The sequence below is a fragment of the Pseudomonas sp. TUM25319 genome, assembly GCF_056388475.1.
The window spans coordinates 1,714,025-1,732,524 of the sequence record NZ_CM150751.1 but is presented as its reverse complement, the minus strand read 5'-3'; the positions used below and the strand labels follow the sequence as shown (position 1 = coordinate 1,732,524).

The 18,500-nt window shown below is 61.8% G+C and carries 17 protein-coding genes; 2 read left to right on the top strand and 15 right to left on the bottom strand.

Annotation, left to right across the window (positions count from 1 at the left end; all coding sequences use genetic code 11):
• Positions 1–81 precede the first annotated feature (81 nt).
• From rnhB to rpsB, 15 genes are all read right to left on the bottom strand, one after another.
• Positions 82–711 carry a ribonuclease HII gene (rnhB, locus tag AC05QJ_RS07930; protein WP_476746352.1) on the bottom strand — a complete coding sequence of 210 codons (630 nt, stop codon included), beginning with the start codon at positions 709–711 and terminating at the stop codon, positions 82–84.
• Positions 712–1,839, bottom strand: coding sequence for a lipid-A-disaccharide synthase (lpxB, locus tag AC05QJ_RS07925; RefSeq protein WP_476746351.1), 1,128 nt, complete (start codon positions 1,837–1,839; stop codon positions 712–714).
• 1 nt (position 1,840) lies between these two features.
• A complete protein-coding gene (gene lpxA / locus AC05QJ_RS07920) occupies positions 1,841–2,617 on the bottom strand; it encodes an acyl-ACP--UDP-N-acetylglucosamine O-acyltransferase (RefSeq protein ID WP_476746350.1) in 777 nt (258 codons plus the stop codon).
• The gene (gene fabZ / locus AC05QJ_RS07915) at positions 2,614–3,054 is read right to left on the bottom strand and encodes a 3-hydroxyacyl-ACP dehydratase FabZ (RefSeq protein WP_476746349.1); all 441 of its coding nucleotides are present in this window, start codon (positions 3,052–3,054) and stop codon (positions 2,614–2,616) included. The genes lpxA and fabZ overlap by 4 nt, the downstream gene beginning before the upstream one ends.
• A gap of 109 nt (positions 3,055–3,163) precedes the next feature.
• Positions 3,164–4,219, bottom strand: coding sequence for a UDP-3-O-(3-hydroxymyristoyl)glucosamine N-acyltransferase (lpxD, locus tag AC05QJ_RS07910; protein ID WP_476746348.1), 1,056 nt, complete (start codon positions 4,217–4,219; stop codon positions 3,164–3,166).
• 1 nt (position 4,220) lies between these two features.
• Positions 4,221–4,724, bottom strand: coding sequence for an OmpH/Skp family outer membrane protein (locus AC05QJ_RS07905; protein ID WP_476746347.1), 504 nt, complete (start codon positions 4,722–4,724; stop codon positions 4,221–4,223).
• A 45-nt stretch (positions 4,725–4,769) separates the two neighbouring features.
• Complete coding sequence (bamA, locus tag AC05QJ_RS07900; protein WP_476746346.1) at positions 4,770–7,124, bottom strand: outer membrane protein assembly factor BamA; 2,355 nt, start codon at positions 7,122–7,124, stop codon at positions 4,770–4,772.
• A gap of 74 nt (positions 7,125–7,198) precedes the next feature.
• Positions 7,199–8,551: an RIP metalloprotease RseP gene (rseP, locus tag AC05QJ_RS07895; protein ID WP_476747891.1), complete on the bottom strand. Its 1,353-nt coding sequence runs from the start codon at positions 8,549–8,551 to the stop codon at positions 7,199–7,201.
• A gap of 58 nt (positions 8,552–8,609) precedes the next feature.
• Positions 8,610–9,800 (bottom strand): 1-deoxy-D-xylulose-5-phosphate reductoisomerase, encoded by a 1,191-nt coding sequence (gene ispC, locus AC05QJ_RS07890; RefSeq protein ID WP_476746345.1) that lies wholly within the window; start codon positions 9,798–9,800, stop codon positions 8,610–8,612.
• Complete coding sequence (locus AC05QJ_RS07885) at positions 9,797–10,612, bottom strand: phosphatidate cytidylyltransferase (RefSeq protein WP_476746344.1); 816 nt, start codon at positions 10,610–10,612, stop codon at positions 9,797–9,799. The genes ispC and AC05QJ_RS07885 overlap by 4 nt, the downstream gene beginning before the upstream one ends.
• Positions 10,612–11,367, bottom strand: coding sequence for a polyprenyl diphosphate synthase (uppS, locus tag AC05QJ_RS07880; RefSeq protein ID WP_476746343.1), 756 nt, complete (start codon positions 11,365–11,367; stop codon positions 10,612–10,614). The genes AC05QJ_RS07885 and uppS overlap by 1 nt, the downstream gene beginning before the upstream one ends.
• A gap of 16 nt (positions 11,368–11,383) precedes the next feature.
• Positions 11,384–11,941, bottom strand: coding sequence for a ribosome recycling factor (frr, locus tag AC05QJ_RS07875; protein ID WP_476746342.1), 558 nt, complete (start codon positions 11,939–11,941; stop codon positions 11,384–11,386).
• Positions 11,938–12,681, bottom strand: coding sequence for a UMP kinase (gene pyrH / locus AC05QJ_RS07870; protein ID WP_476746341.1), 744 nt, complete (start codon positions 12,679–12,681; stop codon positions 11,938–11,940). The genes frr and pyrH overlap by 4 nt, the downstream gene beginning before the upstream one ends.
• Before the next feature lie 183 nt (positions 12,682–12,864).
• Positions 12,865–13,731 (bottom strand): translation elongation factor Ts, encoded by an 867-nt coding sequence (gene tsf / locus AC05QJ_RS07865; RefSeq protein WP_476746340.1) that lies wholly within the window; start codon positions 13,729–13,731, stop codon positions 12,865–12,867.
• A gap of 186 nt (positions 13,732–13,917) precedes the next feature.
• Positions 13,918–14,649 carry a 30S ribosomal protein S2 gene (gene rpsB / locus AC05QJ_RS07860; protein ID WP_476746339.1) on the bottom strand — a complete coding sequence of 244 codons (732 nt, stop codon included), beginning with the start codon at positions 14,647–14,649 and terminating at the stop codon, positions 13,918–13,920.
• 339 nt (positions 14,650–14,988) lie between these two features.
• Here rpsB and map point away from each other — a divergent pair, with 339 nt between their 5' ends.
• Positions 14,989–15,771, top strand: a complete 783-nt coding sequence (gene map, locus AC05QJ_RS07855; protein WP_476746338.1) for a type I methionyl aminopeptidase — start codon at positions 14,989–14,991, stop codon at positions 15,769–15,771.
• 18 nt (positions 15,772–15,789) lie between these two features.
• A complete protein-coding gene (locus AC05QJ_RS07850) occupies positions 15,790–18,492 on the top strand; it encodes a [protein-PII] uridylyltransferase (RefSeq protein WP_476746337.1) in 2,703 nt (900 codons plus the stop codon).
• Positions 18,493–18,500: the final 8 nt, after the last annotated feature.

Here is an 18,500-nt window from a genome sequence, read left to right as displayed (position 1 = left end):
GACAAGGCCCGGATTGTACCGGGCCTCGATCAAAACAACAGCCGGTGCATGGCGATCCGGACTGAAGGTGGAAGCGACGAATCAGCCCGGAATGAGCTGTTCGCCGAGCAATGCACGGGCATCGAGTGCCGCCCGCACAGGCGCGAAGGAGCGCCGGTGAATCGGCGTAGGCCCGAGCCGTGCGAGGGCTTCCAGGTGCACCGGTGTCGGATACCCTTTGTGCCCGCCGATGCCATAGCCGGGATAGATCAGCTCGAAAGCCGCCATCTCGCGGTCGCGCGTGACCTTGGCCAGAATAGAGGCGGCGGCAATAGCTGGCACCTGGCTATCGCCCTTGACCACCGGAGCAGACGGCACGTTCAGCCGGGGACAGCGATTACCGTCGATCAGCGCCAGTTTCGGCACCACATGCAAGCCTTCGACTGCGCGCTGCATGGCCAGCATGGTGGCATGAAGAATATTCAGCTCGTCGATTTCCTCGACTTCGGCACGAGCGATGTGAAAGCTCAGCGCTTTCTCGCAGATTTCATCGAACAGCTTTTCGCGACGGGCCTCGGTGAGTTTCTTCGAGTCGTTCAGGCCGAGGATCGGCCGATTCGGATCGAGGATCACTGCAGCCGTCACCACGGCGCCGCAGAGCGGGCCACGCCCGACTTCGTCGACGCCGGCCACGAGGTCTTCGACCAGGTTGAAGTCCAGTCCCATATGCATTTATCGGGTTTCCAGCAAGGCCAGCACGGCATCCGCGGCCTGGTTCGAGGCATCACGGCGCAGGGTGCGGTGGATCTGGTCGAAGCCTTCGGTCTGTTGCACGCCATCGGTCACCAGCGGCGCCAGCGTCTGGGCCAGGGCTTCGCGGGTCGCGGCATCCTGCAGCAGCTCCGGAACCAGCAGACGCTGGGCCAGCAGGTTGGGCAACGAGACGTAAGGGCTTTTCACCAGACGTTTGAGAATCCAGTAGCTCAACGGGGCGAGACGATATGCCACCACCATCGGACGCTTGAACAGCAAGGCCTCCAGCGTGGCCGTGCCGGAAGCGATCAGTACCGCATCGCAGGCAGCAAGTGCCTTGTGCGACTGACCGTCGAGCAGGGTCAGCGGCAGGTCACGGCCGTCGAGCATCTGCTCCAGCTGGGCGCGACGTGCGGCGTTGGCACACGGCGAAACGAAGCGCACACCCGGCACCAGCTCACGCAGGCGCTCGGCGGTGTCGAGAAACAGTGCTCCCAGACGCCCCACCTCTCCTCCCCGGCTGCCCGGCATCAGCGCTACCAGCGGGCCCTCGGCCAGGCCGAGGTCTTCGCGAGCGGCCCGGCGGTCAGCATCCAGCGGAATGCTGTCGGCCAACGGGTGCCCCACGAAACGTACGGGCACGCCCTGTTCTTCGTAGAACTTCGCCTCGAATGGGAACAAGGTGAGCATCAGGTCACAGCCTTCGCGGATCTTCAGCACCCGCTTCTGACGCCACGCCCAGACCGACGGACTGACATAGTGCACGGTCTTGATGCCGGCCTGGCGCAGTTTCAGTTCGATATTGAGGGTGAAATCCGGCGCGTCGATGCCGATGAACACATCGGGCCGTTCGTCGATCAAGGTCTGGATCAGGAGTTTGCGGCGCTTGAGCAGTTCGGGAAGGCGCCCCAGAACCTCTACCAGCCCCATGACCGCCAGGCGCTCCATCGGGAAGTAGGAGACGAGCCCTTCGGCTTCCATCAACGGACCGCCAACGCCAATGAAGCGCACATCAGGATGGCGGGCCTTGATGGCTCGCATCAGGCCGGAACCGAGAATGTCGCCGCTGGCCTCACCGGCCACCAGCGCTATGCAGAGCTTCGACATATCAGCGGGTGATGCCGCGGGCGGAATTCTGGATCGACTGTCGGAACAACTCGACCTCGGGGAACTGGCTGGCAGGCTCTGCCAGCTCGACGATCGCCTGCTCTACCGTCAGGCCCTGGCGATAAACCACTTTGTAGGCGCGGCGCAGGGCATGGATCGCGTCTTCGCTGAAACCGCGACGACGCATGCCCTCGAAGTTCATGCTCCGGGCCTCGGCCGGGTTGCCGAACACCGTGACGAACGCCGGCACATCCTTGCCAATGGCAGTGCCCATGCCGGAAAAGCTGTGGGCACCGATATGACAGAACTGGTGAACCAGGGTGAATCCGGACAGGATCGCCCAATCGTCGACATGCACATGGCCGGCAAGCGCCGTGTTGTTGACCAGAATGCAATGATTGCCGATCACGCTGTCATGTCCGATGTGCGCGTAGGCCATGATCAGGTTGTGGTCGCCCAGGGTGGTTTCCGAACGATCCTGGACAGTGCCACGGTGAATGGTCACACCCTCGCGAATCACATTGTGATCACCAATGACCAGTCGGGTGGCTTCACCCTTGTACTTCAGGTCGGGGGTGTCCTCGCCAACGGAGGAAAACTGGTAGATGCGATTGTGTCGACCGATACGGGTCGGGCCCTTCAGTACGACGTGCGGACCGATGACAGTCCCTTCTCCGATCTCGACATCCGGGCCGATGATCGACCACGGGCCGACCTCGACACCATCGGCCAGCCTGGCCGAAGGATCGATGATTGCCCGAGGGTCAATCAAACTCATAGCTTGCGTTCCGCGCAGATGATTTCAGCCGAGCAGACCGGCTTGCCATCGACCGACGCCTGGCAGTCGAACTTCCAGATCTGGCGCTTGCAACTGATGAACCGGGCTTCGAGGATCAGCTGGTCACCTGGCAGCACGGGTTGGCGGAAGCGCAGCTTGTCGGAACCGACGAAGTAATAAAGGGTGCCATCCGTCGGTTTGGCATCGAGCATCTTGAAACCGAGGATGCCGGCCGCCTGAGCCATCGCTTCGATGATCAACACGCCCGGCATGATCGGATGCGCGGGGAAGTGACCGTTGAAGAAGGGTTCGTTGATGCTGACATTCTTGTAGGCACGAATGCGCTGGCCCTCGACGTCCAGTTCCACTACCCGATCCACGAGCAGGAACGGGTAACGGTGAGGCAGGTATTCGCGAATCTCGTTGATGTCCATCATTTCTGGGGAAAGCCTGTAGTAAAGATAGGGAGCACGCGCAGGGCGCCATGCACCTTTTGCAAATCGGGGCAGTCGTCAGCGAGCGAACTGCCTCGATCAGGAAAGGGTATCAGCCATCAGATGAAGGCTGGCCGCCCGAGGTCACGGCATCGACGCGCTTTTCTACCTGTTGAAGACGCTTGGCCATCTCGTCCAGTTGCCGAATCCGTGCCGCGCTCTTGCGCCAGTCACCCAGGGGCTGCATCGCCGTACCCGACGAGTAGGCGCCTGGTGCGGTGATGGAGCGGGTGACCATGGTCATGCCGGAAACGAAAACGTTGTCACAGACATCGATGTGACCGACCATCCCGACACCGCCCGCGATGGTGCAGTGCTTGCCGATTCTGGTGCTGCCCGAAATACCCACGCAGGCTGCCATTGCCGTATGGTCACCGACCTGTACGTTATGGGCGATCTGGATCTGGTTGTCGAGTTTGACGCCATCGCCGATACGGGTATCGGCCAGCGCACCGCGATCGATGGCGGTATTGACGCCGATCTCCACATCGTCGCCGATGCTGACGCCGCCGATCTGGGCGATCTTCTGCCAGACGCCTTTCTCGTTGGCGAAACCGAAGCCCTCACCACCCAAGACAGCCCCGGACTGGATCACCACCCGCTTGCCGATGCGCACATCGTGATAGAGCGTCACCCGCGGAGCCAGCCAGCCGCCCTCGCCGATCACGCAACGCGCACCGATGAAGCAATGGGCGCCGATGGCGACGTTCGCACCAATCACGGCACCGCTCTCGATGACCGCGAACGGACCGATACTGGCGCTCGCATCCACCTGCGCATCCGCCGCGACCACGGCGCTGGGATGAATTCCCGCTACAGCCTTGGGCTTGGGGTCGAACAGATGGGAGATGCGCGCATACGCGAGATAGGGGTCCGGCACGATCAGCGCGTTGCCGGTAAAGCCCTCGGCATCGGCAGCACGCAGCAACACCGCAGCCGCCTGGGTATCAGCCAGGTATTTGCGGTATTGGGGATTGGCGAGGAAGCTCAATTGGCCGGGGCCGGCTTCCTGGAGCGTCGCGAGGCCAACGATCTCGAGTTCTTCAGGGCCCGCAAGGGTAGCCCCGAGGAACTCGGCCAATTGGCCGAGTTTCATGGTCGCCGTCATATCAACGGGACTTGTTCATGCGCTCGATGACCTGACGGGTGATGTCGTACTGAGGCTTGACATCGATCACCGCGCCGCGCTCGAGAACCAGATCGTAGCCACCTTCCTTGATGACGCCTTCGACAGCGCCGTCCAGCTTCGGCTTGAGCTGCTTGAGCATGTCGCGGTCGGCCACGGCCTTGGCTTCGTTCAGTTCCTTGGACTGGAACTGGAAGTCACGAGCCTTTTGCTTGAATTCAAGCTCCAGACGCTCGCGTTCGCCCTGAGGCATTTTATCGCCACCTTTGACCAGGCGATCCTGAATGCCCTTGGCGCTGCTTTCCAGGTTTTTCAGCTTGGTCAGTTGCGGGCCGAATTTCTTCTCGGCATCAACCGCGTATTGCTTGGCCGCGTCGGATTCGAGCAGGGCCATCTGATAGTTCAAAACGGCAATCTTCATATCGGCAAACGCCGGGGTCGCGACCAGAGCCGCGGCCAGTACCGCCAGTTGAGTCAACTTACGCACGATGCACTCCTACAGAATCCGTTGTCATTTACGTGGATCAGACCCTTAGAAGGTCTGGCCCAGAGAGAATTGGAACACCTGGGTATCGGCATCGTCCGGTTTCTTCACCGGCATCGCCAGGCTGAAGCTCAACGGACCCAGTGCGGTAATCCAGGTCACGCCCAGGCCGACGGAGCTTGCCAGTCCCGAAAGACCGAGCTTCTCGCAATCAGGCTTGGAGCCGCAATTGGTATCGAACACGTTACCCACATCCCAGAACACCGAGGTCCGCAGGGAGCGCTGGTCCTTGACGAACGGCAGCGGGAACAGCAACTCGACACCGCCCTGCACGAGGACGTTGCCACCGAACGGCAGCGGATCCTGGTCCGGGTCGGTCGCGGTGCCACGGTCGGCGTTGGCCTGGCTTGGCGTACTGCGCGGGCCGAGGCTGCTGTCCTTGAATCCGCGAACCGAGTTGAAACCACCTGCGTAGTAGTTCTCGTAGAACGGCAGACCCGAGGTCGAACCATAACCGTCACCGTAACCCAGCTCGGTATGCAGGCGCAGGGTGTAGTCGTTGGTGATTGGCTTGAACAGCTGGCCGCGGTAGTCGAGCTTGAAGAACGACAGGTCGCTGCCCGGGGTGGTCGCTTCAAGCACCAGGCTTTGCGAGTGACCGCGGGTCGCCAGAACACCCTTGTTCAGGGTCGACTCGGACCAGCCGGCCGAGGCCTTGAAGTTCAGGAAGTTGTCACTGCCCTCACGCTCCAGGAAGTCGAAGATCTCGTCGACGGTGTAGGTACCGGTCTTGATCTTGTCCTGCTGCACGGTCAGGCCGAACGTCAGGCGCGATGTCTCGCTGATCGGGTAGCCGACGTTGACACCGGCACCCATGCTGTCCACGGCATAGCTTGCCACGTCGACATCGAGGTCGTCGTAGTTGGTGGTGCGGTAGAAGGCGTTGTAGCCCAGGCTGACGCCGTCGGCAGTCCAGTAGGGGTCCACGAAGCCGAAGTTGTATCGGCTCTGGTATTCGGAACGGGTCAGGCCGATGGAGACCTTGTTACCGGTACCCAGGAAGTTGTTCTGGCTGATGGAACCACCGAGGATCAGACCGGCGCTCTGGGCGAAACCGACGCTGGCGGTGATGGAACCGGAGGCCTGCTCTTCGACGGTGTAGTTCACGTCCACCTGGTCGTCGGTGCCCGGCACGGCCGGTGTCTCGACGTTGGCTTCCTTGAAGAAGCCCAGGCGCTCGAGGCGGGTCTTGGACTGGTCGATCAGGTAGGTCGAAGCCCAGCCACCTTCCATCTGGCGCATTTCGCGACGCAGCACTTCGTCCTCGGACTTGGTGTTGCCACGGAAGTTGATGCGGTTGACGTAGGCGCGCTTGCCCGGGTCGACGACGAAGGTGATGTCGACGGTGTGGTCTTCGTCATGCGGCTGCGGAACGCCGTTGACGTTGGCGAAGGTATAGCCCTCGTTACCGAGGCGGCGAGTGATGAGCTCGGACGTCGTGGTCATCACCTTGCGCGAGAACACCTGGCCTGGCTGCGCCAGCAGCAGCGCCTTGACCTGGTCTTCAGGAACTTTCAGATCACCGGAAAGCTTGACGTCACGAACCGTGTACTTCTCGCCTTCGTTGATGTTGACGGTGATGTAGACGTGCTTCTTGTCAGGCGTGATGGACACCTGGGTCGAGGCGATGTCCATGTTGATGTAGCCGCGGTCCAGGTAGTAGGAACGCAGGCGCTCCAGGTCGCCGGAGAGCTTTTCACGAGCGTACTTGTCGTCGTTCTTGAAGAACGACAGCCAGTTGGTGGTCTTCAGCTCGAACAGGCCCTGCAGGTCTTCGTCGGAGAACACGGTGTTGCCCACGACGTTGATGTGCTGGATGGCAGCGACCGTGCCTTCGTTGATCTTGATCTTCAGCGCAACGCGGTTGCGAGGCTGCGGGACCACTTCGGCGTCGACCTCGGCCGAGTAACGACCCTGCGCGACATACTGGCGCTGCAGCTCGTTACGCACGCCTTCAAGGGTCGCACGCTGGAAGATCTCGCCCTCGGCAAGGCCGGACTGCTTGAGGCCCTTCATCAGGTCCTCGGTGCTGATCGCCTTGTTGCCTTCGATCTCGATACTGGAGACGGAAGGACGCTCGACGACGTTGATGATCAGGACATTGCCGTCGCGGCCCAGTTGGATGTCCTGGAAGAAACCGGTCTTGAACAGTGAACGGGTCGACTCCACCAGACGACCGTCGTCGGCCTGGTCGCCCACGTTCAATGGCAGCGCACCGAAAACGCTGCCCGCGGAAACCCGCTGCAGACCATTGACACGAATATCGGAGATGGTGAAGGACTCGGCGTGAACTTCAGCGATCATCAGTGCGGCGAGAGCCGCAGTTAGCAGCAGACGTTTCATGAAGTCCTTTCTTATTCCAACTGGCAATAAACGACCCGCCGCGAAGGGCGGCAGGTTCGCAATTGAACGAAGCGTTACAGTCGACCCAAATCGTTGATCAGGGCGAGCAACATCACCCCGACTACCAAACTGATACCGATCTGGATACCCCAACCTTGCACCCGGTCCGACAGTGGACGGCCACGCGCCCACTCGATCAGGTAGAACAGCAAATGCCCCCCATCCAGAACCGGAATGGGCAGCAAGTTAAGAACCCCCAGGCTTATGCTCAGGTAGGCAAGGAAATTAAGGAAATCACCAATGCCGGACTGGGCTGAAGCGCCCGCCACTTTAGCAATGGTTATCGGTCCGCTCAAGTTTTTTACCGAGAGCTCGCCGAAGAGCATTTTCTTCAGTGAATCAAGGGTCAGGACGCTCATGCTCCAGGTTCGGGAGAGCCCCTGCCCTACCGCTTCGAGCGGTCCGTAACTGACTTCGCGCAGCATTTGCGCTGGCCATTCGACGGGCGCAACACCGGCACCCAGATAGCCGCTGGCCGATGCGCCCTCGCCGCGGGTTGCCAGGGTCACCGGCAACTCCAGGCGCGCACCGTCCCGCTCGACGGCCAGCAGAATGCGGCTGCCCGCCCGGCCCCGCACGGTGTCGACCACTTGCTGCCAGTCGCTCAGCGATTGACCGTCCAGGCTCAGCAGCCGGTCACCGGTTTTCAGTCCGGCGGCCTGCGCCGGCCCTTTTGGATCGAGCTCTGCAAGCACTGGCGCCAGCGCCGGCCGCCAGGGACGGATACCCAGGGAGCGGATCGGGTCCGGCTCATCGGCGCCCTTGAGCCAATTGTCCAGGGAAACGGTATGGAGACTGCCCTGACTGGCGCCGTCATCGCGAACGCCGATCTGCAGCGAACCGCTTTCACCCAGGCGGCGAACCAGTTGCAGGTTGATCTCGGCCCAACCATTGGTCGGTTTGCCATCGATTGAAACGATTTCCTGACCGGCAGTGAGACCGGCCACTGCCGCGAGACTGCCGGCTTCGACCCCGCCGACTACCGGCCGCACCTGCTGACTGCCGAGCATCGCCAGCATCCAGAAAAACACGATGGCCAGCAGGAAGTTGGCAATCGGACCGGCCGCCGTGATGGCGATACGCTGCCCGACTGTCTTGCGATTGAAGGATTGTGCGGCCAGGGCAGCAGGAACGTCGCTTTCCCGCTCGTCCAGCATCTTGACGTAGCCACCCAGCGGGATGGCCGCGATCACGAACTCGGTGCCCTGCCGGTCGTGCCAGCGCAACAGCGGCGTGCCGAAGCCGACGGAAAAACGCAGCACCTTGACGCCACACCGCCGCGCCACCCAGAAGTGCCCGAATTCGTGAAAGGTAACCAGCACACCCAGGGCGACCAGGGTACCGACAATCATGTAAAGCGCACTCATGTCTTTCTCCGAATGACGTTCGACAGGGGCCGGCGCACTGCATCCCGGCGTTGCGCCCTCAGCGCCCGTGACGCTCCAACCACTGGCCGGCCAGCGCCCTGGCACGCTGGTCGGCGGCAAACACCGCGTCCAGCGTATCCACGGCCACAACCGGCTCCCGGTCAAGCACCTGACCGATCATACTCGCGATTTCCGGGAAGCGGATGCGCCGTTGAAGGAAGGCCTCCACCGCGACCTCGTTCGCCGCGTTGAGCATCGCCGGAGCACTGTTACCGGCTTCGGCAGCCTCTCGTGCCAGGCGCAGGCAAGGAAAACGCCGCTCGTCGGGCGCCTGGAAGTCCAGGCGGGCGATGGCGAAGAGATCCAGCGGTGCAACCCCGGAATCGATCCGCTCAGGCCAGGCCAGGGCGTTGGCAATAGGCGTGCGCATGTCGGGGTTACCCAACTGCGCCAGCACCGAGCCGTCGACATAGTCCACCAGCGAATGGATCACGCTCTGGGGATGCACCACCACCTCGACCTGGGACGGCCGCGCATCGAACAGCCAGCACGCCTCGATCAGCTCCAGGCCTTTGTTCATCATGCTCGCCGAGTCCACGGAAATTTTCCGCCCCATGGACCAGTTGGGGTGAGCGCACGCCTGCTCCGGACTGACCAGCGCCAGCTCATCGGCCGGCGTCTCGCGGAACGGACCGCCCGAAGCCGTCAGCAGAATCCGGCGGACCCCCACCTGGGCCAGACCGCGACTGTAATCGCCCGGAAGGCACTGGAAAATCGCGTTGTGCTCGCTGTCGATCGGCAGCAGCACGGCCTTGCTGCGCTGAACCGCCTGCATGAACAAGGCGCCGGACATGACCAGCGCTTCCTTGTTCGCCAACAGCACCTTCTTGCCCGCCTCCACTGCCGCCAGGGTCGGACGCAAGCCGGCGGCGCCGACGATCGCCGCCATTACCGCATCGACCTGCGGATCAGCCGCGACATCACACAGCCCCTGCTCGCCCACCAGCACCTCGGTGCGTGAGCCAGCCGCTTCCAGACCGGCACGCAGCACCACGGCCGCCTGCTCATCCGGCACCACCGCAAAAACCGGCGCATGGCGCAAGCACAGTTGCAGCAGCTCACTGAGACGGGAATAGCCGGTCAGGGCAAAAACCTGATAGCGCTCCGGATGCCGAGCGATCACATCCAGCGTGCTCAGCCCGATGGAGCCAGTGGCCCCGAGCACGGTTATGCGTTGTATGCGGTTCACAGCACGCCCCAATCAGCGGCCCACAGCAGCACCGCGAACAGTGGGATGGCCGCCGTCAGGCTGTCGATCCGATCCAGGACGCCGCCATGCCCCGGCAACAGGTTGCTGCTGTCCTTGATCCCGGCGCGGCGCTTGAACATGCTTTCGGTCAGATCACCAACCACCGACCCCATGACCACAAGGGTCACACCGAACAGCCCGAACAGCACCTCACCCAGGCTCCAATGGCGAGTCAAGCCGACACCAAGGGTAATGACCAGGCTCAGCACCAGCCCACCATACACCCCTTCCCAGCTCTTGCCGGGACTGACCTGCGGCGCCAGCTTGCGCTTGCCGAAAGCCCGGCCCGAGAAGTACGCCCCGATGTCCGCCCCCCAGACCAGGATCATGACCGACAGGATCAACCAGTCACCCATCGGCCAGTGCTTGAGCAGCACCAGACCTTGCCAGGCGGGCAACAGGATCAGGACACCGATGAGCAAACGGCAGGCGGCACTCGCCCACAACTCGCTGCTGCCTGGGTAGGTCATCACCAGCCAGGTCGCTACACCCCACCACAACACCGACGCACCCAGCACCCAAGGGGCCAGGTCCGGCATGAGGTAGAGCAACAGCAGAAGACCGGCGATCACGGTGGCGTAAGCGACCCGCAGGACCTGAGCAGTGAGGCCGGCGAGACGAGCCCACTCCCATCCCCCCAGACTGACCACCAGACCGATGAACAGCGCGAAATCCGCGCCATCCAGCAGGAAGAAACCGCCCAGGGCAATCGGCAGCAGGATCAGCGCGGTAATGATGCGTTGCTTGAGCATTAAGCACGGGCTCCAGCTTCGACCTGCTCGCTGGTTTTACCGAAGCGGCGCTGGCGCGAAGCGAAATCAGCCAGCGCATTGCGCATGGCCTCGTGTTTGAAGTCCGGCCAATAGAGGTCGGAGAAGTACAACTCGGCGTAAGCCAGTTGCCACAACAGGAAGTTGCTGATGCGGTGTTCGCCGCCAGTGCGAATGCACAGGTCGGGCAATGGCAGGTCGCCGGTGGCGAGGCAGGTCTGCAGCAGATCGGGCGTGATGTCTTCCGGGCGCAGGTGCCCGGCCTGTACCTCTCGCGCCAGACGCTGTGCTGCCTGGGCGATATCCCACTGACCACCGTAGTTGGCGGCGATTTGCAGGATGAAACGATCGCTGCCAGCGGTCAGCGCCTCGGCCTCACGCATGGCAGCCTGCAGTTCCGGATGAAAGCGCGAGCGATCACCGATGATCCGCAAACTGATGTTGTTTTCGTTGAGTCGCCTGGCTTCCCGGCGCAAGGCCGAGAAGAACAGCTCCATCAGCGCCCCGACCTCATCGGCGGGACGCTGCCAGTTCTCGCTGGAGAATGCGAACAGGGTCAGCACTTCGACCTTGGCCTCGGCACAGACCTCGATGACAGCCCGTACCGCGTCGACCCCTGCCTTGTGCCCGGCAACGCCGGGCAACAGGCGCTTCTTCGCCCAGCGATTGTTTCCGTCCATGATGATCGCGACATGACGCGGCACCGACGACGGCATACCCTGCTTGCTTTTTTCCATTGAAAAAACCCCGGCCTTAAACGGCCATCAGGTCCTTTTCTTTCGCTTCCAGAGCCTTGTCGACCTCAGCGATGTGCTTGTCGGTGATCTTCTGCAGCTCATCACCTGCACGACGCTCCTCGTCTTCGCTGATTTCCTTGTCCTTGGCCAGCTTCTTCAGGTCGGCCAGCGCGTCGCGACGCACGTTGCGCACCGCCACCTTGGCGTCTTCCGCCACACCGCGGGCCTGCTTGGTGTAACCCTTGCGGGTTTCCTCGGTCAGGGCCGGCATCGGCACACGAATGGTGGTACCGGCACTGCTCGGGTTCAGACCCAGGTCGGAGGTCAGGATAGCCTTCTCGATCGCAGCGCTCAGGTTCTTGTCGTGAGCGACGATCTTCAGGGTACGGGCGTCTTCAACGCTGATCGCGGCGACCTGGTTCAGCGGCATCTCGCTGCCCCAGGCAGTCACCTTGACGCTGTCCAGGATGCTTGGGTGGGCACGACCGGTACGGATCGCAGCCAGGTTGCGCCCCAGGGCCTCGATGGACTTGCCCATGCGATCCTGAGCGTCTTTCTTGATATCGTTGATCATTCTTCGCCTTCCTCGATCAGAGTTCCTTCAGCGCCGCCCACTACGATGTTCAGCAAGGCGCCAGGCTTGTTCATATTGAATACCCGCAACGGCATCTTGTGGTCACGGCACAGGCAGATTGCGGTCAGGTCCATCACACCGAGCTTGCGGTCCAGGACTTCATCGTACGTCAGATGGTCGAATTTCTCGGCATGCGGATCCTTGAACGGATCGGCAGTGTACACGCCGTCGACCTTGGTTGCCTTCAGCACGACATCGGCATCGATTTCGATGGCGCGCAGACAGGCGGCCGAGTCGGTGGTGAAGAACGGATTGCCGGTACCGGCGGAGAAGATCACCACATCGCCGGAGTTCAGGTGGCGAATGCCTTTGCGGCGATCATAGTGATCGGTGACGCCAACCATGGAAATGGCCGACATGACGATGGCGGGGATGTTCGAGCGCTCCAGCGCATCGCGCATGGCCAGGGCGTTCATCACGGTCGCCAGCATGCCCATGTGGTCACCGGTGACGCGATCCATGCCGGCCGCACTCAGGGCCGCACCACGGAACAGGTTGCCGCCACCGATCACCAGGCCGACCTGGACACCGATACCGACCAGTTGCCCGACTTCCAACGCCATGCGATCCAGCACCTTCGGGTCGATCCCGAAGTCTTCCGAGCCCATCAGGGCCTCGCCGCTAAGTTTGAGCAAAATGCGTTTATAGCGAGGTTGACGACCACTCACCTGCTGAGCCATTGCGAATCTCTCCTGCGGCGTTTGTATAAATTCCGGGCGGGCTGTTTACAGCCTGCGCCAACTGTAGCGCGGCGCTCGAATAGCGCCAGAGCGAAAGCAGATCTCGTGAACCGCTCGCGCTTTGACAAAGAGGCTGCGCGCGTGAGCGGGCAGCCTCTTTGGGGCGACAGACGTGAATCCGTCTTATTGCTTCTGGGCAGCAGCCACTTGAGCAGCAACTTCGGCAGCGAAGTTGTCTTCTTTCTTCTCGATGCCTTCACCGACCGCGAAGCGGGTGAAGGAAACGATTTCAGCGCCGCCTTTCTTGGCCAGGGCACCAACGGTGGTGTCCGGATCCTTGACGAAGGCTTGCTCGACCAGGCTGGCTTCGGCCAGGAACTTGGTGATACGGCCGCTGATCATCTTCTCGACGATTTCAGCTGGCTTGCCTTTCATCTTGTCTTCGTTCAGCGACAGGAAGACGTTCTTCTCGCGCTCGATCGCTTCGGCGGAGACTTCCGACGGCAGCAGGAACTCAGGGTTGCTGGCAGCCACGTGCATGGCGATGTCTTTGGCCAGCTCGACGCTGCCACCCTTGAGGGCAACCACGACGCCGATCTTGTTGCCGTGCAGGTACGAACCCAGCACGTCACCTTCAACACGCGCCAGACGGCGGATGTTGACGTTTTCGCCAGTCTTGGCAACCAGGGCCAGGCGGGCATCTTCCTGAGCGGCGATCAGCGGAGCGACCTCGGTCAGTTTGTCGTTGAAGGCTTTTTCGACGCTGGCAGCAACGAAGGCCTTGAAGTCGTCCTGCAGAGCCAGGAAGTCGGTCTGGGAGTTGACTTCGATCAGAACGGCAGCCTTGCCGTCGTCCTTGATTGCGATGGCGCCTTCGGCGGCAATGTTGCCAGCCTTCTTGGCAGCCTTGATGGCGCCGGAAGCGCGCATGTCGTCAATGGCTTTCTCGATATCGCCGCCAGCCTTGGTGAGGGCTTTCTTGCAGTCCATCATGCCTTCGCCAGTACGCTCGCGCAGTTCTTTTACCAGCGCTGCAGTAATTTCTGCCATTTCAAAATCCTCTTGGATAGGTTTTCAACCATTCCACCCGATACACACGGGCGCTCAATTCTGGAAATTCACTGCCTGTCTGTCAGTGGCGCGTCGATGATGCGGGCACTTGGCGACAGGAGGATTTCAAGGTGGCAAAAAGGGGGCCTAGCCCCCTTTTTGCGTGCCAAGTCGACGCAGCGTCAATTACTCAGCAGCTGGCGCTTCTTCAGCGTAGACTTCGGTGCCACCGGCAACGTTGTTGCGGCCACGGATGACGGCGTCAGCCATCGAACCCATGTACAGCTCGATCGCGCGGATGGCGTCGTCGTTACCTGGGATGATGTAGTCAACACCTTCAGGGCTGCTGTTGGTATCGACAACGCCGATGACCGGGATGCCCAGCTTGTTGGCTTCGGTGATGGCGATGCGCTCGTGGTCAACGTCGATCACGAACAGAGCGTCTGGCAGGCCGCCCATGTCCTTGATGCCGCCCAGGCTGCGATCCAGTTTTTCCAGGTCGCGGGAGCGCATCAGCGCTTCTTTCTTGGTCAGCTTGGCGAAGGTACCGTCTTCAGCCTGGGTTTCCAGCTCGCGCAGACGCTTGATCGAAGCGCGGATGGTCTTGTAGTTGGTCAGCATGCCGCCCAACCAGCGGTGGTCGACGTACGGCGAACCGCAACGTGCAGCCTGCTCAGCAACGATCTTGCCGGCGGAACGCTTGGTGCCGACGAACAGGATCTTGTTCTTGCCCTGGGCCAGGCGCTCTACGAACGTCAGAGCGTCGTTGAACATTGGCAGGGTTTTTTCCAGGTTGATGATGTGAATCTTGTTGCGCGCGCCGAAAATGTACTTGCCCATTTTCGGGTTCCAGTAACGGGTCTGGTGGCCGAAGTGCACACCGGCCTTCAGCATATCGCGCATGTTGACTTGGGACATGATAGTTCCTTGATAAGTCGGGTTGGGCCTCCACGCATCCCAATGACCAACCCGCAATCCGAGGATCGGGGCACCCAGGCCATCGTGTCGATACGTGTGTGGGTTAATGCTTTCGGGGTCGTCCCGGAAAGCGGCGCATTTTATACCACACTCCGATGACGAACGGAACCCGAAATACCATCGCTGCCCGCGCGCCTTTGCACCCCGATGCCGATCGGACCAGAATGCCACTATTCATTGACCGCGAGCCGCGGCGCGGGGCCCTGAAACCCCCAGCGCTCTGCTAGAATCGCGCCTTTCCTGTTTGTCGCGCCGCCACGGCGCCGTAGAGAGCCTGCAATGACCGTCACCATCAAAACCGCCGAAGACATCGAGAAGATGCGCGTCGCCGGCCGCCTGGCCGCCGAAGTCCTGGAAATGATCGAAGAACACGTCAAGCCGGGCGTGACCACCGAAGAACTCGACCGCCTCTGCCACGACTACATCGTCAACGTGCAGCACGCCATCCCTGCCCCGCTCAACTACAAGGGCTTCCCCAAGTCGATCTGCACCTCGATCAACCATGTGGTGTGCCACGGCATTCCCAACGAGAAGCCGCTCAAGGCCGGTGACACACTGAATATCGACGTCACCGTGATCAAGGATGGCTACCACGGCGACACTAGCCGCATGTTCCATGTGGGCGAAGTCCCGGTGTGGGCCGAGCGCCTGTCGAAAGTCACCCAGGAATGCCTTTATAAAGCCATCGAGCTGGTGAAGCCGGGCTGCCGCCTGGGCGACATCGGCGAAGTGATCCAGAAACACGCGGAAAAGAATGGTTTCTCGGTCGTCCGTGAATTCTGCGGCCACGGTATCGGCAAGGTATTCCACGAAGAGCCGCAGATCCTGCACTACGGCCGTGCCGGCACCGGCATGGAACTCAAGGAAGGCATGACCTTCACCATCGAGCCGATGATCAACCAGGGCAAGGCCGACACCAAGGTACTGGGCGACGGCTGGACCGCCATCACCAAGGACCGCAAGCTTTCCGCCCAGTGGGAGCACACCCTGGTGGTCACCGCCACCGGTTACGAAATCTTCACGCTGCGCAAAGACGACACCATTCCCCGTACCTCAGCCTGACAGACAGGACTCGATTCGATGCCACAGGTGGATCCCGAGCTGTTCGACCGCGGTCAGTTCCAGGCGGAACTGGCCCTCAAGTCAAGCCCGATCGCGGCGTTCAAGAAAGCCATCCGCCGCGCCGGCGAGGTGCTTGACGAACGCTTTCGCCAGGGCCGCGACATCCGCCGGCTGATCGAGGATCGCGCCTGGTTCGTCGACAACATCCTGCAGCAGGCCTGGAACCACTTCGACTGGAGCGACGAAGCCGATATCGCCCTGGTCGCGGTGGGAGGCTACGGCCGCGGCGAGCTGCACCCGCACTCGGACATCGACCTGCTGATCCTGCTGGACAGCGAAGACCATGAGATCTTCCGCGATTCGATCGAACGCTTCCTGACCCTGCTGTGGGACATCGGCCTGGAGGTCGGCCAGAGCGTGCGCTCGGTGGAAGAATGCGCCGAACAGGCGCGGGCCGACCTGACCGTGGTCACCAACCTGATGGAAAGCCGCACCATCTGCGGCCCCGAGCGCCTGCGCCAGCGCATGCTGGAGGTCACCAGCCCCGAGCATATGTGGCCGAGCAAGGAGTTTTTCCTTGCCAAGCGCGCCGAACAGAAGGCCCGCCACCACAAGTACAACGACACCGAATACAACCTGGAACCCAACGTCAAGGGCTCGCCCGGCGGGCTGCGCGATATCCAGACCGTGCTCTGGGTCGCCCGCCGCCAGTACGGCACGCTGAACCTGCATGCCCTGGCCGGCGAAGGCTTCCTGCTGGAAAGCGAAAACAAGTTGCTGGCCACTTCCCAGGAATTTCTCTGGAAAGTGCGCTATGCCCTGCACATGCTCGCCGGACGCGCCGAAGACCGGCTGATGTTTGACCACCAGCGCAGCATCGCCGCGCTGCTCGGTTTCGAGGACGAAAACCCGAAGCGCGCCATCGAGCAGTTCATGCAGCAGTACTACCGGGTGGTGATGAGCATCGCCGAGCTGAGCGACCTGATCATCCAGCACTTCGAGGAAGTGATCCTCACCGATGACAGCAGCACCACCACCCAGCCGCTGAACGCGCGCTTCCAGTTGCACGACGGCTACATCGAGGCGGTACGGCCCAACGTCTTCAAGCGCACGCCGTTCGCCATGCTGGAGATTTTCGTGCTGATGGCCCAGCACCCGGAGATCAAGGGTGTCCGTGCCGATACCATTCGCCTGCTGCGCGAATACCGTCACCTGATCGACGACAACTTCCGCAACGATATCCGCAACACCAGCCTGTTCATCGAGCTGTTCAAGTGCGAGATCGGCATCCACCGCAACCTGCGGCGCATGAACCGCTACGGCATCCTCGGCCGCTACCTGCCGGAGTTCGGTCTGATCGTCGGGCAGATGCAGCATGACCTGTTCCACATCTATACGGTGGACGCCCACACCCTCAACCTGATCAAGCACCTGCGCAAACTGCAGTACACCCCGGTATCGGAGAAATTCCCCCTGGCGAGCAAGCTCATGGGCCGCCTGCCCAAGCCCGAGCTGATCTACCTTGCCGGGCTCTACCACGACATCGGCAAGGGTCGCCAGGGCGACCACTCCGAACTGGGCGCGGTGGATGCACAGGCGTTCTGCCAACGCCATCAGTTGCCGGCCTGGGACAGCCGCCTGATCGTCTGGCTGGTGCAGAATCACCTGGTAATGTCCACCACCGCACAGCGCAAGGATCTGTCCGATCCCCAGGTCATCCACGACTTCGCCCAGCGGGTGGGGGACCAGGTGCACCTCGACTACCTCTACGTGCTGACCGTCGCCGACATCAATGCCACCAACCCGAGCCTGTGGAACTCGTGGCGCGCCAGCCTGCTGCGCCAGCTCTACACCGAGACCAAGCGTGCCCTGCGCCGCGGCCTGGAGAATCCGCTGGACCGCGAGGAGCAGATCCGCCAGACCCAGAGCGCGGCACTGGACATCCTCATCCGCGAAGGCAACGACCAGGACGATGTCGAGCAGCTCTGGTCGCAACTGGGCGACGACTATTTCCTGCGCCACACCGCCGCCGATGTCGCCTGGCATTCCGACGCCATCCTCCAGCAACCGGCCGACAGCGGTCCGCTGGTGCTGATCAAGGAGACCACCCAGCGCGAGTTCGAGGGTGGCACGCAGATTTTCATCTACGCGCCCGACCAGCACGATTTCTTCGCCGTGACCGTGGCGGCCATGGACCAGCTCAACCTGAACATCCATGACGCCCGGATCATCACCTCCAGCAGCCAGTTCACCCTCGACACCTACATCGTGCTCGACAACGATGGCGGCTCGATCGGCGACAACCCCGTGCGGGTCAAGCAGATCCGTGACGGCCTGACCGACGCGCTGCGCAACCCGGACGACTACCCGACCATCATCCAGCGCCGGGTGCCGCGCCAGCTCAAGCACTTCAGTTTCGCGCCGCAGGTAACCATCCTCAACGATGCCCAGCGGCCGGTGACCATCCTCGAGATCATCGCCCCCGACCGTCCGGGCCTGCTGGCACGGATCGGCAAGATCTTCCTGGACTTCGACCTGTCGCTGCAGAACGCCAAGATCGCCACCCTCGGCGAACGCGTGGAAGACGTGTTCTTCATTACCGACGCCGACAACCAGCCCCTTTCCGACCCACAACTGTGCAGCCGCCTGCAGGACGCGATCGTCGAACAGTTGCGGGTCGACCAGGCCAGCGGGATCGAATCCTTCCGCCTGACCATTTGATGCTTTGA